Here is a 16153-nt window from a genome sequence, read left to right as displayed (position 1 = left end):
AGGGTGGCGGAAAGCCCGCCGGTCAGCGCAGGACGCCGGGCAGGCCAGGGGCCTGGTTGAGCGTGCTGCGGCTTTCAATCTCGAAGGTGCGTTGCTTCTTTTCCTGCGGGGTGGCGCTTACCGTGCCCTTGAGCGAATAGCCCAGGGTGCGGTTGCCGGCCAGTGCATCGGCCATCACCAGGCGGGCGCCCGAGCTCGGCTTGATGTCCACGTTGACCACATCGGCCGAGACCCCGCCAATTGACAGTGCGGGCTTCAGCTGCAGCTGGCCGGCATCCTCATCGCTCACCTTCAACTGCAGCGCGACGTTGTCGAAGGTCATGGGCATGGAGCTGAAGTTCTGCAGGCGCAGCGCAACCGTCCAGCTGCCATCGGCACGCACCGTCAACTCCTGCACGCTGGCGGCCGGCTCGGAAACGCGTTTGACCGTCTTGTTGCAGGCGGTCAGGGCCAGCGAGGCGATGACGATCAGGGCAAAGGCGAGGCGGGGACGGAAGCGGTGGGACATGGCGCAATCCTCAGGCGGGTGTTGCATGGGTGTGAGCATACTACGGCGTATGGTGTTCGCGCTGCCTGCGGCAGCGAGATGCAAGGGTAGGGCACCGGGATGACGGGGCCACGTGCTTTTAGTCGTGGGGCAGGCCGGCCCGGCGCGCGGGGTGAGGCCGGGCCGGGTCAGTCCAGCGGCGCCATCACCCGCAGCGGGGCGAGGTCATAGCCCATTGCTTCGGCACGGGCTTTGAGCTGCTCGAACAGGGCGGTATCCATGCTCGGTGAGCGCGACAGGATCCACAGGTACTTGCGGTCCGGCTCGCCGACCACTGCCCACTGGTAGCCGGGGTCCAGCGCGATCACCCAGTAATCGGCCCACACCAGCGGCACCCAGGACAGCCAGTCCGGCACGAAACGTACCTGCAGGCGGCCGGGATGGCCCTCGACCGGGCGCGCCACGCCATCTGCTGCCACGCGATCCCCGTCAGCCTCGCGGCAGGCGTTGTGCACGCTGATCCGTCCATCGGCACGCAGGCTGTAGGTGGCGGTGATGTCGCCCACGCATTTCTTCTGGAACGACACCGGCAGGTGCGCGATCTCATGCCACTGGCCGGCATAGCGGCCCATGTCCAGCGCCTCCACCGAGGTCACCGGCGCGGCCGCCCAGGCCGACCCGGTGGCGGCAAGGGCGAGCAGGGCACTGATCAGATAGCGGCTGCGCATTGTCGACACTCCACACAAGACGCAGCGAGCTTAGGCATAGGCTGAGCGGAAATTGTGAATATTCCGTCATGCAGTGGCCGTCCCACGTCGCTGACGTGCGCGTGGCAGCGTGCAGCACCCGCGCTACCGACTGTCAGCGGAGAGTTCCCGCGTGGCGTTGCCGCTCTCGTCCAGGAAGCGCACCTTGGCATCTCCCGAGGGCGTGACCACCAACTCAAGCCGCGGCTTTCCTTGACCATCGCGCAGGGTCAGCATGGCATCGCGCGCATCAGACTTGCCAAGGAACACGCGCTCGGTGATCGCAGGAATGCCCTTCCGATGAAGTGCTTCGTCCCGCTCGGAGAAGAACGGGCGGGACAGGCCATCGGCAACGTCATTGAAGGTCAGCCCTGCGTAGTGTGTCCCCGCATCATCCACGCCCAGCAGTTGCATCTGCTGATCCTGCTGATAGCGATCAAAGGTCAGGCTCATGCCGCTGGAGGGTTTGCCGCTCTTGTCGAGCGAACCGTTGTAGATCAGCCCGCCGTTTTCCGTGCCTTCATCGTTGAAGAACAGCATGCCTGCCATCGGGCGCAGATGAGGTTGCTCCTTGTTGTGAATGACCACCCCAGGAAACAGCGTGCGATTGGAGATCGCCAGCCGCAACGTTCCGTCAGGCTCCTTGATGTTGATGCGTTGCGCATCAATGACATCAAAGCTGGCGCTGCGCTGTGACGTTGCACCCATCATCAAGGCGGCCATGGTGAGCAGGCCGGCTGCTGCGCAGCCCAGCGTCAGTCGCCGTTGGTTTCGCTGCAGATGCGCGATCTGCGCCTGCAGCACTTCGATGCTTTCGGACATCACCTCTCCCTGTGTGTGCGGCCATGGGGACGAACAAGCGCGGCCGCAGACGATCCTGTCCGCCGGGTGAGCATGCCAGCGCGTGGCGATGGACGGCAAGGCGCGCAACGGCCCGCCCGCGGAAATCATCCCTGAGCGGTGTGCCCGCTTTGCAGCGCGCGATGGATCTCCGCCTCGATCATTGCTTCATCGTCGCGTGCGGCCCAGCGGCTGATCGTGACGATCACCAGCACCGCGCCGGCCATGAAGTAGGCAGCAGGCACCACCGCCAGACTGGCCAACAGGGCAGGCGCGAGGTCGTGTGTGTGTTGCCAGTGCTTCACCACCGCCACCAGCGGAACGATGAGCAGACTGACGAACATGCCGATCATCAGGGTGCGGATGAAGGGATGCATCTGGAACGCACCTTCAAGCCGCGTGCCGCGTTCGGTGGGGATGCACTGGCCGATGAAATACGGCTTGAAAGAATTGGACACGAACGGGCGCGTCCAGCACAGGCGGATCCGTTGAGCGGAGGCCTTCCCGCGCATTCCGGCGACAGAGAGGCGCGGGCCATGCTGGATCGACTGCTTGAGGCGCAGCACGGTCACATCGATCGGGGATGTACTGTGGAAGGCAACAGGACGTTTGCCGAACAGCGCGGCGAACAAAGCACGAACCATGTGCGGAACCTCCTTCCTTGAACGCTGCGCGATGTAGCGACGCCGAACAACAGACAAAAAAAATGACCTGCATTTCTGCAGGTCATCTGAAATTGTGGTGGCCGGGGACGGAATCGAACCGCCGACACGGGGATTTTCAATCCCCTGCTCTACCAACTGAGCTACCCGGCCACTTCATCGCTGCGTTGCCGCTGGCGAGGACGCGAATAATACGGAGGTATGAGGGGTTCGGCAAGCGTTTCGGGAAAAAAATTTCACATTTGTTTCCAAACCCGTGTCCGCCCACATCCAAGTGCTTGATCCAGCGGGCCCGAGCACATCACCCAAGCGCATGAACGTCGGTTCAGGCGGATGCTTTCCGCCGGTGCAGTTGATCAGCCCGTGGTGGATCGGGCGTCGTCGGGCATGCACCACAACAGCACGATGCCGATCACCATCATGATCGCCGCCAGCACCAATGCGCCCTGGTAGCTGCCGCTGTCGCGCGCCAGCGTGCCGGCGATCGCGGGGGCGATGATCTGGGCGACGCCATAACTCAGCGTCAGCGTCGCCATCGCCTTGGCAGGATTGTGCGGGTAGTGGCGACCGACCACGGTCAGGGTCAGGCTGACGATGCCGGCGAAGGTCAGGCCGAACAGCACGGCGCTGGCTGCGCCGGCCCACAGCCCGCCATCCAGCAAGGGCAATACGAAGGACGTAGCCTGCAACGCATAGGCGAGCATCAATGCACGGATCAGTCCAAGCCGGTTCGAGAGCCGATCCCAGGCAAACGTCGAGGGGATGGCGGTGAGGCCGACCAGGACCCACACCCAACTGCCGTGGCCGGCGAAGGCAGGGGTCTGCACCAGGATGGCGACGATGAAGGTCGCGCTGACCACGAAGCCGACCCCCGCGCAGAAGTATGAGGCGATCAGCAGCCAGCGCCAGCGCCGCCCGGGTGGCGGGGGAGCGTTGGCCCCAGTGGCACTGGAGATCGCTGCCGGCGGCGGCATCCATGCCCAGGCCGGGATCAGGAACACCACCGCGAGGGTGCCCAGCGCGATCCACTGCCGGGAGGACGCCAGTTGATCGGCCATCGCCGCAGCCGCCAGGCCCGAGACCGCGATCCCTACCCCGAGGCCGGCGAAGTGCAGGCCGAGCTGTGGGCGGCGCTGATGGGCGAGCAGCCAGTTGAGCACCAGCCCGGAGGCGAGCAGCAGGCCGGCGGTGCTGGACAGGCCGGCCACGAAGCGCAGCACGCCCCAGGTGGCCATGTCCGTGGTGGTGCCCATCAGGCCGGTGGATACCACTGCCAGGACCAGTCCGATGCGGTAGAAGCGGAATTTCAGCTGCATGTCGCCGACCCGGGCGACCAGCACAGTGCCGGCCAGGTAGCCCAGATAGTTGAACGTTGCCAGCCAGCCGCCGCCGGCTGCCGTGAGCCCGGCGTCGAGCCGCATCACCGGCAGCAGCGGGGTGTAGGCAAAGCGCGCCAGGCCGACCGTGAGTACCAGCGCGCAGATGCCGGCCGTGATGACCTGCCAGGCGCGGCGGGGAGGCGGGATCGAGAGTGACATGGGTGGGGAGGGCAGCGGGGAGGGCCCATGGTCCGTGGACAGAGGTGACCGCGTCTTTCGATAGAATGACCCATCCTGTCGATGAGGCGTCACATGGCCACGGCGGAACCCACTGCGCCGGGTTGGCGCGAAGTCCCGGTGCCGCCGCTGCGGCGTCTGCCCTGGCCGGTGGTGGCGCGCAGCCAGCGACTGGAGGCGGGCGAGCGCTTCCCGCCGCACGTGCACGGCTGGAACCAGCTGGTCCACGCCAGCACGGGTGTGCTGCAGGCCAGCGCCGGGCAGGCACGTCACGTGATCACCCCGCAGCAGGCGCTGTGGGTGCCGACGGGCACGTCCCATCACACGGGCGCGTTGAATACCTCGGCGTTCCGCAATCTTTACGTGGCGGATGGGCCGGCACTGGGTATGCCCACGCATTGCGTGGTACTCGATGTGTCACCGCTGCTGCGCGAACTGATCATTGAACTCGATCGCACCGTGCCCGATCACGACCGCACCTACTACGCCACCTTGTGCACCCTGATCACTGCGCAGTTGCCGCGCCAGCGGCAGCACACCCGGCACCTGCCGTGGCCGCAGGATGCGCGCCTGCAGCGCTGGTGCCAGGCACTGTACGAGCAACCTGCCGATACCCGCAGCGTGGAGGACTGGGCGCCCTTGCTGGGGGCATCGCCGCGTACCCTGGCGCGCCACTTTGAACGCGAGACCGGCATGCGGCTGCGCGAGTGGCGGTTGCGGCTGCGCCTGCTGCGCGCCATCGAGTGGCTGGCGCAGGGGCGTTCGCCCACGGTAATCGCGCACGAGCTGGGCTATGCCTCGGCGTCGGCGTTCAACTACATGTTCCGGATCGAGATGGGCATGAGCCCGCTGCAATGGAAGCGCGCACGCCCTACGGCGTGACCGGGCAGGCCAGGCTGACCAGCCGCTCATCCTCGAAGCGTGCACGGATCGAGCCGTTGTCGGCCTTGCCTGCGGGCCACTCCGCTTCGGCGCCCGCACCAGGCAGGGGATTGCCCAGGTGGAAGTACACGCGGCCACGGCTGTCGCCGACCTGCACTTTGTTGCATGCCACGATAGGTGACGCCATCTCGCCGCAGTCGCCCTGCAGCAGGCACAGGCGCGTGTGGCACTTGCCTGCACCGGACGACCAATGGCCTTGCGCGGCCAGGCAACCGGGCTCGGTCGCCAGAATCGCCCAGCATGTCAGGCCGAACACCGTGGTGGCGGACATCAACACGGGCAGCAGGTAGCGGCGTCGGCTGGAGGAGGGAACGTTCATGACGCGATCATGCGCCCTGGCCGGCGGCGCGGGCAACGCATGCGCGGTGCAGCGTACGGATGGAATGCTGTGACGCCATCGGGATGATCGGTCCCTGTCGCACAAGGTGATTGCACAGCCGCGTCGTCCTGCACCGATGGAACGCTGTTTTACCCCCCGCCCGGACGTGCCTGGACGGCGTACTGTCGGGATTCCTTTTTCGTCTCCCCGGAGCGATCCTCTGATGACCGCGCTCACCAACACCCGCATCGTCCTCGCCTCGCGCCCGAACGGTGCTCCCGTCTCGTCCAACTTCCGTATCGAACACGTGCCGGTTCCCGCGCCTGGCCCGGGCGAGGTGCTGCTGCGCAATCGCTATCTGTCGCTGGATCCCTACATGCGCGGTCGCATGGAGGAGGGGCCGTCCTACGCCGCACCGGTTGCGCTGGATGCGGTGATGGAAGGGCGCACCGTTGCTGAAGTGCTCGCCTCCAACCATCCCGGTTTCGCCATCGGCGAGCATGTGCTGGCTCCGGGCAACTGGCAGACGCATGCCGTCATCGACGGCGATCAGCTCAGCCGCAAGCTGGAAGACAACGGCCTGCCGATCAGCACTGCACTGGGCGTGTACGGCATGCCCGGATTCACGGCGTACGTGGGCCTGCAGGAAATCGGCAAGCCGCAGCCGGGCGAAACGCTCGTGGTGGCGGCTGCCAGCGGCCCGGTGGGCGCGACGGTGGGTCAGATCGCCAAGCTGCAGGGTGCGCGCACGGTGGGCATTGCCGGTGGCGAGCAGAAGCGCGCGTATCTGGAAACGCTGGGCTTCGATGTAGCGCTGGATCACCGCGCCGACGATTTCGCCGCGCAGTTGCGTGCGGCGGTGCCCGACGGCATCGATGTCTACTTCGAGAACGTCGGGGGGCACGTCTTCGATGCGGTCGCGCCATTGCTCAACGACTTCGCGCGCATTCCGGTCTGCGGCACGATCGCCACCTACAACGCGCGCGGTGCGGTGTTGCCCGGGCCGGACCGGCTGCCGGGTTTCATGAGCCAGGTGCTGCGCCAGCGCCTGACCGTGCGCGGCTTCATCCAGTCGGATCTGCACGCCTTCTTCCCTGCGTTCCTGCGCGACATGGGGCAGTGGCTGAAGGACGGCCGCGTGCAATATCGCGAGGACATCGTGCAGGGACTGGAACGCGCGCCGGAGGCCTTCTTCGGACTGCTCAAGGGCCACAACTTCGGCAAGCTGGTGGTCAAGCTGGATTGAGCGGCGCGGGGCGTGTGAGTGCGACGTGTGCAAGGCCGTGCCGATCGTGATTCGTGCATCACGATCGGCCGGTTAGCCTGCGGATGAAGGCCCCGTACCGGGAACCGCACAAGTGAGTAGACCCATGGCAGACACCAAGCCCAGCGAACACGGCAAGCAGGAAGGCATCGAAGAGAGCCAGCAGGACCGCAAGCAGGATGAAACCGCCAAGCAGCGGCCGGGGCAGACCGATCAAGCGATCCACGATGCAGGCACGCGCCGGCCGGAGCGCAAGGACACTCCCGAGGGCGCGTGAGCAACTGCGCGAAGGCTGTGAAAACAAGAACGCCCCGGGAAGCTGATCCCCGGGGCGTTCTGTTGAATAGTGGTGGAGCCAAGGAGGATCGAACTCCTGACCTCGTCGATGCGAACGACGCGCTCTCCCAGCTGAGCTATGGCCCCACGGATGCTGCTGCTGCGTGGCGTCACCGGCCTCGGCCGTACCCCGCAATGCGCCTAGTCTAGCGCCGACCGGCGGCGCCTGCCAAGTGGGGCCTGCGTTCGGCTCAGTGCCTGCCGCGCGCCGCGGCGGGCGCGCGTTCCACCTGCTGCAGCAGGGATTTGTCCAGTTTGGCGGCCACGCCGACGCTGCGCCCGGCCAGGTTGGCCACCACGAAGCTGACCGAACTCCCCAGCACCTGGGCCGTCTCGGACAGGCTCAACCCGTAGTCCTGTTCCAGCCACTGCGCCATCCCGGCGGTCGCCGCGCGCAGGGCCTCATCCAGCGAGCCGGCCTGGCCCAGGACCATCAACTGCGTGGCCGATTCCACCCGCGGCGCTGACTGCGCCCGGGACTTGATCACCTCCACGCTGAAGTCCACGTCCATCGAGGTCTCCAGCGCATACTGCGAGGTTTCGCCATCGCCCTGCAGTGCGTGCGCATCACCCAGGTAGAGCAGGGCGCCGGGCTGGGATACCGGCAGATACACGGTCGCGCCCTCGCGGATTTCGTTGAAGTCCATGTTGCCGCCGAAGCGGCCGGTGTCGCCGGTGGAGATCGGCGCGTTGCCGAACCCAGGTGCCACCGCCAGCCCGCCGAGCATCGGCCTGACCGGCACCCAGAAATCCTTGAGCTTGCCGGTGGCCGCCTCTGGACGGGCACGGCCGCGTTCGCGGTCCAGGGTCCAGCGCACCGGTTTGTCCAGCGCGGTGGCCTTCGCCGCCAGGGCCGGTGTCAGCGCGCGTCCCACGATGCTGTCCAGGCTGTCGGCGTAGTCACGGTTCAAGCGCAGGCGTTTGATGTGGATCGCCAGCACATCGCCGGGCTCGGCCTCCATCACATAGAACGGCCCCGTCTGCGGATTGCCGAACAGCGCCCGGGTCTGGCCCTTGGCGTCCACGCCGCCGGAATCCAGCGTCGTGGTGCGCACGCTGTCGCCCGGCCAGATCGTCAGCACGGGTGCGCGGTGGGGTGAGAACTCGTTCGAATAGGAGGTGGGCACGAAGTCATGCTGGCGGGGGCCGCCGGCCGGCCGCTCGGGCAGACGGCGCGCGCTGAAGGGATGCATCGCGCGTCGCTCGCTGGCGTTGGTGTCGGGATAATCGGCCGTACCGCGCAGGGTCGTGCCGGTCTGCTCGCCGCGGAAGCGGTAGGTCGCGCCATCGCCGCCGGTGACGACAAACGCCAGCGCGTTGCCCTGGCGGCTGCCCTGCAGGGTGTCCCCATCGAAGCGCCCCTCCACCGGACCCTGCTGGTCGGGCAGGGTGAGCAGCTGGTAGGCCGGGTTTCCCCACAGGTCGGTGGTGACCAGCCACTGTGCGGGCGGTTCGGCGGCCTGGGCGGCCGAGGCGGACAACAACAGGAGCAGGCAGGCCAGGTGGCGAGAGGACATGCAGAGATCTCGTGGATGACCGGTTCAGTGTTCGCCGCCGCTGCCAGGGCGACAAGTGCCGGGCGACACGTGACCGATGGCCCGGAAAGCGTCACACGCGAATCCCGCCCTTCCGGCGCGCGCCTTGGCCGGGCATAATCCGCGCCAGAAAACGCGGCCGCATAGCCAGTGGACCAGGGGGGCCGGACAGCCGTCGCCCACAACGCCCTGACACCAATCTGCAACATCCAGCCAATACCGTGCCGCATCGCTGTCTCCACAGCGATGTCGATTTCCTATGGTGCCCGGCCATCGCGCCGGCTGCCCCGATCTGTACTACCCGAGACCTCTGCATGCCCGCTCTACGCCACGCCCCTGTGTCGACGCGTCTTCTCTCCCGTTCCCTCTCCACCACCGCCGTGCTGCCGCGCCGCCGCGCGCTGGCGCTGGCCTGCGCGTCCGCTGCGCTGATGCTGTCCGCTGCCGCCTCGGCGCAGGACGCGCAGTCCGCCAGCGCCACCTCGCTGGACACCATCACCGTCACCGCCGACCACCGCGAGCGCAACCTGCAGGACGTGCCGGTCTCGGTCGGCGTGGTGCAGGGCGAGAAGATCCGCGACTACACCGCTGGCGGCGATGACACCCTGCTGGCGCTGTCGGGCAAGGTGCCCAGCTTCTACGCTGAAACCACCACCGGCCGCATCTTCCCGCGCTTCTACATCCGTGGCCTGGGCAACATCGATTTCTACCTGGGTGCCTCGCAGCCGGTGTCGATCATCCAGGACGACGTGGTGCTTGAGCACGTGGTGCTGAAGTCCAACCCGGTCTACGACGTGGACCAGATCGAAGTGCTGCGCGGCCCGCAGGGCACGCTGTTCGGCCGCAACACCACCGCCGGCATCGTCAAGTTCGACACGATCAAGCCGAGCCAGGACTACAGCGGCCGCGTGCAGGCCAGCTATGGCTCGTACGGCAGCGTGGCCATCGATGGCGGCTTCGGCGGCCCGATCAACGACATCGCCTCGTTCCGCGTGTCGGCGCTGTACCAGCACCGCGATGATTACGTCGACAATACCTACCGCGGCCCGAGCGCCGATGGCACGGCCTCGCCGAAGAAGAACGCGATGGGCGGCTTCGACGACCGCAACGTGCGCGCGCAGCTGCTGCTGCAGCCGAGCGACAACTTCTCGCTGCTGGCCTCGGCCCACGCACGCGATTACGACGGTACCTCGACCCTGTTCCTGCGCAGCGCGCTGACCAAGGGCTCCAACAAGACCGACGTGCCGCGCGACCAGGTCGCCTACGACGAAGCCGGCAACAACCCGCAGGCCTACAAGACCTACGGCGGCTCGGTGAAGGCGATCTACGACTTCGGCAACGTCTCGCTGACCTCGATCACCGCCTACGAAACCACCTCCGGCTACAGCCGCGGTGACACCGACGGCGGCGCCGCCGTGAACTATCCGGTCAACGGCGTGCCGAACGGCTACGGCCAGTCGATGGGCCAGATCCGCGATCTGGACCAGTGGACCCAGGAGTTCCGTCTGGCCAACGCCGATGACAACCGCCTGAAGTGGCAGGTCGGCGCGTTCTACTTCGACGGCCGCGACACCACCGATTTCTACCAGCGCGCCTGGTTCCTGCAGGGCAATGCCCGCAATCCGAACAACTGGGTGCGCCTGCGCAACGTCAACACCTCCTGGGCTGGTTTCGGCCAGGTCAGCTATGACGTGACCGACAAGTTCACCCTGACCGCCGGCCTGCGCCAGACCAAGGACGAGAAGAAGACCCGTCTGCTCAAGACCGCCGATACCGCCGCTGGTGCCGTGACCTACAAGGGCCGCACCTACGTGGAGATGTCCGACACCACGCCGAGCTGGGACCTGAGCGCGATGTACGCGTTCAACCCGCAGCTGAGCGTGTATGCGCGCGTGGCCCGCGGCTTCCGTGGCCCGACCATCCAGGGCCGTTCGGCTGTGTTCAATGCCGATTTCACCACGGCGAACTCGGAAACCATCCTGTCCTGGGAAGCCGGCATCAAGAGCAGCCTGTGGGACAACCGCCTGCGCGTGAACGCCGCCGCGTTCACCTACGTGGTCAATGACATCCAGCTCAACGGCAACGATTCGGACGGCAACGGCGTGCTGTTCAACGCCGACAAGGCCAAGGCCTACGGTCTGGAAGCGGACATGGAGCTGCGCCCGATCCCGAACCTGGCCCTGAGCGCCGGTGTCAGCCTGCTGCACAGCAAGATCCAGGACGACCGCGTGTACGCGCAGGTCTGTGCCCTGAACGGCGCCGTGGTGTGCACCGTGAATGACCCGACCATCAAGGTCGGTGCCAACACCTTCGCGCAGATCAACGGCAACCCGTTGCCGAACGCACCGAAGTACAACATCAACCTGGCCGCGCGTTACGACATGCCGGTCAATGACAGCGATGTGTTCTTCGTCTCCACCGATTGGAACAAGCAGGGCTATACCAGCTTCGTGCTGTACGACTCGGCCGAGTTCAACTCCAAGGGCAGCTTCGAAGGCGGCCTGAAGCTGGGCTACTCCGCCAACTACGGTGCCTGGGAAGTGGCGCTGTTCGCGCGCAACATCACCAATGAGAAGAACCTCAAGGGTGTGATCGAGAACTACATGGCCGCGGTCTACAACGAACCGCGCACCGTGGGTGTGTCGCTCAACATGAACTGGTAAGACACGCGATCGCCGGTGCCGCAGGGCACCGGTGAGCGTGATGCGTGTTCCGACAACGCCCCGCACCTGCGGGGCGTTGTCGTTTCTGCTACTTGGCGAGCGCCCCGGCTGCAGCGGGCGCCAGCTCGGCGAACAGTCCGCCCAGCACGCCCATGGTGGCCTGGTCGGCGCCCATGTCTTCGGCGGCATTTGCGATGGCGATAACGCCGTTGTTCTGGCCAGGGAACAGCACCACCCAGGCCAGCCAGTTGCCGTCCGAGCCGCCGTGCACCAGCACCGGCCCCTGGCGACCGGCGATCGACGGCTGCACGCCCCAGTCCAGCCCGGAGCCACTGCCCGGCTGAACGGTCTGCATCAGCGCGTAGGACGCCGCTGTCAGCAACCTGCCTTTGCCCTGGCTGCCCGCGAGCTGATCGATGGCGAACAGCGCCAGATCGTGCAGTCGCATATGCAGGTTGCCGGCGGCAGTGTAGAGCGGCGGCACCCCGTCATCGGCCTTCTGCGGCGCGGTGGTCACCGGCTTGCCGCCGCGATGGCCCACCGGTTGCCCGGCCGGAGTGGGGCCGAACCCGGCACCGGTCATGCCCAGCGGCTGGAACACTTCGCGCTGCATCAGCGTTTCCACGTCCTTGCCCGTGGCACGTTCGGCGATCACCGCCGCGATCAGGAAGCCGCTGTTGCTGTAGGCGAATTCGGTGCCGGGCGGATGCACCGGCGCTTCGGCCAGGGCTGCCTTGACGTAAGCCTCGCGCTGCACGGGCAGGGCCCGGCTATCGACGAAGAACGCGTCCAGCGCGGCGGCGTCGGTGAGGTTTTCCGGCAGGCCGGCGCGGTGCGAGAGCAACTGCACGAGGGTGACGCTGCGGTAGGCCGGCTGCATCTGTGCGGCGAGGTCGGGCAACAATGTCGACAGCGGCGCATCCCAGCCCAACACGCCCTGTTCGACCAATCGCGCGATCATGGCCACGGTGATCGGTTTGCCGGTGGAGCCGATCATCCATTGATCCTCCGTGGTGACCGGCGTGGACGCATCGTTGCGGCGGACGCCCCGCACGGCATGTTCAGCGACCTTGCCATCGCGGATGACCAGCACGCCCATGGCCGGTGTGGCGGTGCCCTGCAGGGCCTGCGCGAGCCGTGCGTTCAGATCATCGGCAGCGCTGGCCGTGGTGGCCGCCAGCAGCAGGGTCATGCCGAGCCAGCGGTGCAGGCGGCGCGTGGTGCGGCGAGGGGTGGGGGCGTTCCTTCGAGTCGCGATCAGATGCATGGGAGTCCTTTGCGCAGCCGCGTGGGCAGAACCTGCGCCGGCGGCACGGTCCTGCGGGATGCCGTGTCCGGACCGCGCCTGGAGCAGGCGGGGAACGGTGCGTGCGATTCACTCTTGCATGCGTTTCAGACCCGCGTATGTGTCTGCAGTCATGCCGATGGCGGCAGGTCAAAAGGGTGACGCGATCCGTTCAGGAATCGACGGCGTTGCGCCGTCGTCAGTGCACTGAAACGCTGGGCGAGGCGGTGCATAGGTGCGGTGAGATACGCACCGATGCACGAAGGTCAGGCCGCCGGCGGCAACAGCGGCGAGAGGATCGGCTCCAGCTGCGCCTGGCGCCAGCCCGCGAGCGCGGCCGGCCATTGGCGGTTTTCCAGATAGCTTTCCAGATGCTTGCGCGAGGCGAGCACCCCATCAGGCAGGCCGAGTTCGGCGCTGCGCGCGCTGACGGCATCCTGCAGCCGCTTGAGCGCCTGCTTGTTGGCATCGTTGGCCGGCAGCGCCAGCGGTGCCTCGGCTTCGTCGGCCAGCGGGGTGGACAGCGCCTGCCACACCTGGGCGGCCAGTTTGCGCGGAGCCTTGGGGAAGCCTTCCATCAGCTTGGACAGCGCCTCCACATCGGCCGGCGGGGTGCGCGCGAGCACGGCAGCCAGTTCGTTGTCGAGTACCCAGCTGCGCGGCTTGTCACTGGCGCGCGCCTGCACGTCGCGCCAGCGCAGCAGCCGCAGCAGGCGCAGCTGCGCGGGGGTATCCATGAACTGTGCCGAGCGCATCGCCACGTGCGGCCAGCGCTCTTCATCGTGTTCGACACTGGCGAGCAGCCGCTCGGCGTCGTCCTGCAGCCATTGGCGGCGGCCCAGTTCTTCCAGGCGGGCCTCGATGGTGTCGTGGATCTGGAACAGGTATTCCACGTCGTCGGCGGCGTACTCCAGCTGCGCCTCCGAGAGCGGGCGGCGCATCCAGTCCGAGCGGGTTTCGCCCTTGGCCAAGGTGACGCCGGTGACTGCCGTGACCAGTTTCTGGTAGCCCATGCCGCCGCCGATGCCGGCCAGCGACGCACCGATCTGGGTATCGAACAGCGGCCGCGGCAGCACGCCGCAGGCGACCTTGAAGGTGACCAGGTCTTCGCTGGCGCTATGCATGATCTTGAGGATCGAGGTGTCGGCCAGCCACGGGGCCAGCGCCGCGTTCATGCCGGGGATCAGCGGGTCGATCAGCAGGATTTCATCACCGACCGCCATCTGCACCAGCGCCAGTTGCGGCCAGTAGGTGCGTTCGCGGATGAACTCGGTGTCCAGGCCGATGCGGGTGGGGCGCTGGCGGTAGCGCTCGTCCAGTTCCGCCGGGGTTTTGATCCAGTAAGCCACGTGGGATTCCATGTACTGCAAAGGGGTGCTCAGGTCGGGGAGGATAGCCTAACGCCATGCGATGCCATGCCATGTCCGGCATCCCGCCGTGCGGTGATGAACGCCCGGGCCGGGGACGGTCGCCCCCCGCGACGGTGGCGATTATGATGATCCCCTGCCTGCGCCTGCGGCATGCCCCCTGGATCGCCATCGCGCCCCGGGCGGCGGCTTGCGACGTGGCGTGGGCACCAGCAAGACGATGACACGCCCCAAGGACCCCCATTTGCGACCGTCAGGCCCATTGCCGCTGCTGTTCACTGCTCTGTTGGGCATGCTGGCCGCATGTTCTCCCGCGCCCGCGCCCGCACCGTCGGCAGCGCCGGCGGCCAAGCCGGCTGCCGCACCGGCCAAAGCGAGCGCGCCGGTGGCGCAGGTCACCATCGGAGGCGAGGACGCTGCCGAGACGGTGGAGCGCTGGCAGCCACCTGCCGTCACCCTCGTTGACGACGACGTTGTCCAGGCTCGCCGCGACGCCGCACGCGCCTTCGAGGAGGACCGGCTGTACCGCACCGCCGAGGACGCGATCCCGATCTGGCTTGCCCTGCTGCAGCACGACCCCAAGGACCGCGTGGCCGAGGCCGGGCTGAAACGCGCGCGGCAACGCCTGCTGCAGGAGGCGTCCGCCTTGTTGCAGCGGCCGCTCAAGCAGCGCGAGGCCTTGGCCCAGGCCAGCGAGATGGCCCTGGTACTGCTGACCCTGGCGCCGGACGATCCCAAGGTGCGCGAGCTGCAGTCGCGGGTGGAAATTGCCCAGCGCGTGGTGGCGTACAACCGCGCCGGCGAAGACGATCTGCGCGCGGACCGCATCGGCGAAGACGGCGATGGCGCCATTCCCAATTTCCGTGAAGCACTCGCACTGGACGCGGACAACCCCCGCGCCCGGCAAGGACTGGCAGCGGCCGAGAGCGCGCTGATCCGGCGTGCCGAGACGGCGGCGCTGGCGGCCGATTTCGCGACGGCCGGTACCTGGCTGGCCGAAGCGGCCAAGGTCCGGGACTCCTCCATCACCATTGCCGACGCCTTCGAACGTATCGAGAAGATCCGCTCCGACACCCTGGTGCGGCTGCGTAACGAGGGTCTGCGCGATCTGGCCACGCCACAGGGACTCAAGCCGGCCCGGCAGAAGCTGGAAGATGCCCTGCGCATCGCGCTGCCCGGTGATCCTGTCGTGGGGCAGCTGCGCGAGCGCATCGAACTGGTCACCCATTACGGCAGCTTCCGGCCGCGGCAGGTGTTCAGCGATGCGCTGCGCGATGGCGGCCGCGGGCCGCAGATGATCGTGGTGCCGCACGGCGGGTTCCAGATGGGCGCGGCCGAGAACGAGCTCGGCGCGACCGATGCCGAGAAGCCCGCACACTACGTGCGCTTCGAGCGCGGCTTCGCGATGTCGATCACCGAAGTGACGGTCGCCGATTTCCGCCGCTATGTGCAGGCTACCAAGGCCCGCCCCCGGGCCACCCGGCGCGGCCATTCGATCGTGTATGACGAGCGCAGCGGCAACTTCGTCCGGCGCAGCGGGGTGGACTGGCAGTCCGATTACAACGGGGCCGAGGCGATCGCCAACCTGCCGGTGATGCACGTCAGCGTGCGCGATGCCGAGAATTACGCGACCTGGCTGTCCGAACAGACCGGGCGCTCCTACCGGTTGCCCAGCGAGGCCGAATTCGAGTACGCGCTGCGCGCCGGCAGCAGCGGCCGGTATCCATGGGGTGATGCGGGCACGCCGCCCGCGCGCGCGGGCAATTTCACCGGGGCCGAGGATGTCTCGCCCTCCGGACGGCACTGGTACAACGCCTTCGTCGGCTATGGCGATGGGTATTGGGGGCCGGCCCCGGTGGCCAGCTTCGATCCCAATCCGTGGGGTCTGCACGACATTGCCGGCAACCTCAGCGAATGGGTGGCCGACTGCTGGCATGCCAGCTACCGGCGGGCGCCGTCCGATGGCGTCGCGTGGTTCAACCCGGGCTGCCGGCAGCGCGTGATCCGCGGTGGCAACTGGGCCAATGCGCCGGCACAGACCCGCGCGGCGTGGCGGCAATCGCAGGATTCGGACACCACCAGCGCACGGATCGGCTTCCGGCTGGTCCGTGGCATCTGAGGATGTCCCCGATGTGAGGTGACGGGATTTCA

Annotated in this window: 14 protein-coding genes and 2 tRNA genes; 5 read left to right on the top strand and 11 right to left on the bottom strand. The window is 67.2% G+C overall.

Features of this window, described 5'->3' with window-relative positions; all coding sequences use genetic code 11:
* Positions 1-22: 22 nt before the first annotated feature.
* The 6 genes from ABE483_RS11875 to ABE483_RS11850 form a co-directional block, all read right to left on the bottom strand.
* On the bottom strand, positions 23-508 hold the full coding sequence (locus ABE483_RS11875) for an LEA type 2 family protein (RefSeq protein WP_123730685.1): 486 nt from the start codon (positions 506-508) through the stop codon (positions 23-25).
* Positions 509-675: 167 nt separating this feature from the next.
* Positions 676-1215: a lipocalin family protein gene (locus ABE483_RS11870; RefSeq protein WP_313208997.1), complete on the bottom strand. Its 540-nt coding sequence runs from the start codon at positions 1213-1215 to the stop codon at positions 676-678.
* 123 nt (positions 1216-1338) lie between these two features.
* Complete coding sequence (locus ABE483_RS11865) at positions 1339-2055, bottom strand: hypothetical protein (protein ID WP_346481748.1); 717 nt, start codon at positions 2053-2055, stop codon at positions 1339-1341.
* Between the two features lie 125 nt (positions 2056-2180).
* Positions 2181-2705 (bottom strand): hypothetical protein, encoded by a 525-nt coding sequence (locus tag ABE483_RS11860; protein WP_123730687.1) that lies wholly within the window; start codon positions 2703-2705, stop codon positions 2181-2183.
* Between the two features lie 107 nt (positions 2706-2812).
* A tRNA-Phe gene (locus ABE483_RS11855) sits at positions 2813-2888 on the bottom strand.
* A 203-nt stretch (positions 2889-3091) separates the two neighbouring features.
* Positions 3092-4273 carry a YbfB/YjiJ family MFS transporter gene (locus ABE483_RS11850; protein WP_313208999.1) on the bottom strand — a complete coding sequence of 394 codons (1182 nt, stop codon included), beginning with the start codon at positions 4271-4273 and terminating at the stop codon, positions 3092-3094.
* Between the two features lie 93 nt (positions 4274-4366).
* Here ABE483_RS11850 and ABE483_RS11845 point away from each other — a divergent pair, with 93 nt between their 5' ends.
* Positions 4367-5173, top strand: coding sequence for a helix-turn-helix transcriptional regulator (locus ABE483_RS11845; RefSeq protein ID WP_123730689.1), 807 nt, complete (start codon positions 4367-4369; stop codon positions 5171-5173).
* Here ABE483_RS11845 and ABE483_RS11840 read toward each other — a convergent pair.
* The gene (locus tag ABE483_RS11840; RefSeq protein ID WP_123730690.1) at positions 5163-5552 is read right to left on the bottom strand and encodes a hypothetical protein; all 390 of its coding nucleotides are present in this window, start codon (positions 5550-5552) and stop codon (positions 5163-5165) included. The two genes, ABE483_RS11845 and ABE483_RS11840, sit on opposite strands and share 11 nt — an antisense overlap.
* Positions 5553-5775: 223 nt before the next feature.
* Between ABE483_RS11840 and ABE483_RS11835 the strand changes: the two genes are divergently transcribed.
* Together ABE483_RS11835 and ABE483_RS11830 are read left to right on the top strand one after the other, a co-directional pair.
* Positions 5776-6798: an NADP-dependent oxidoreductase gene (locus tag ABE483_RS11835; RefSeq protein WP_313218928.1), complete on the top strand. Its 1023-nt coding sequence runs from the start codon at positions 5776-5778 to the stop codon at positions 6796-6798.
* A gap of 124 nt (positions 6799-6922) precedes the next feature.
* Positions 6923-7093 (top strand): hypothetical protein, encoded by a 171-nt coding sequence (locus ABE483_RS11830; protein ID WP_176989378.1) that lies wholly within the window; start codon positions 6923-6925, stop codon positions 7091-7093.
* Positions 7094-7163: 70 nt separating this feature from the next.
* Here ABE483_RS11830 and ABE483_RS11825 read toward each other — a convergent pair.
* Positions 7164-7239 (bottom strand) — tRNA-Ala (locus tag ABE483_RS11825).
* Between the two features lie 104 nt (positions 7240-7343).
* Positions 7344-8669 carry an acetamidase/formamidase family protein gene (locus ABE483_RS11820; RefSeq protein ID WP_346481747.1) on the bottom strand — a complete coding sequence of 442 codons (1326 nt, stop codon included), beginning with the start codon at positions 8667-8669 and terminating at the stop codon, positions 7344-7346.
* Positions 8670-9001: 332 nt separating this feature from the next.
* Between ABE483_RS11820 and ABE483_RS11815 the strand changes: the two genes are divergently transcribed.
* A complete protein-coding gene (locus ABE483_RS11815; RefSeq protein ID WP_346481746.1) occupies positions 9002-11350 on the top strand; it encodes a TonB-dependent receptor in 2349 nt (782 codons plus the stop codon).
* An 88-nt stretch (positions 11351-11438) separates the two neighbouring features.
* Here ABE483_RS11815 and ABE483_RS11810 read toward each other — a convergent pair whose 3' ends face one another.
* Positions 11439-12617 carry a serine hydrolase domain-containing protein gene (locus ABE483_RS11810; RefSeq protein ID WP_346481745.1) on the bottom strand — a complete coding sequence of 393 codons (1179 nt, stop codon included), beginning with the start codon at positions 12615-12617 and terminating at the stop codon, positions 11439-11441.
* Positions 12618-12901: 284 nt separating this feature from the next.
* Positions 12902-13984 carry a ribonuclease D gene (gene rnd, locus ABE483_RS11805; protein WP_313209005.1) on the bottom strand — a complete coding sequence of 361 codons (1083 nt, stop codon included), beginning with the start codon at positions 13982-13984 and terminating at the stop codon, positions 12902-12904.
* A 310-nt stretch (positions 13985-14294) separates the two neighbouring features.
* Between rnd and ABE483_RS11800 the strand changes: the two genes are divergently transcribed.
* Entirely contained in the window at positions 14295-16121 is a 1827-nt protein-coding gene (locus tag ABE483_RS11800) for a formylglycine-generating enzyme family protein (protein ID WP_313209018.1), read from the top strand.
* The last annotated feature ends 32 nt before the right edge of the window (positions 16122-16153 follow it).

The sequence above is a fragment of the Stenotrophomonas sp. TWI602 genome, assembly GCF_039674045.1.
In the GTDB taxonomy this organism is placed as follows: domain Bacteria; phylum Pseudomonadota; class Gammaproteobacteria; order Xanthomonadales; family Xanthomonadaceae; genus Stenotrophomonas.
This window is presented reverse-complemented; position numbering and strand designations above follow the sequence as displayed.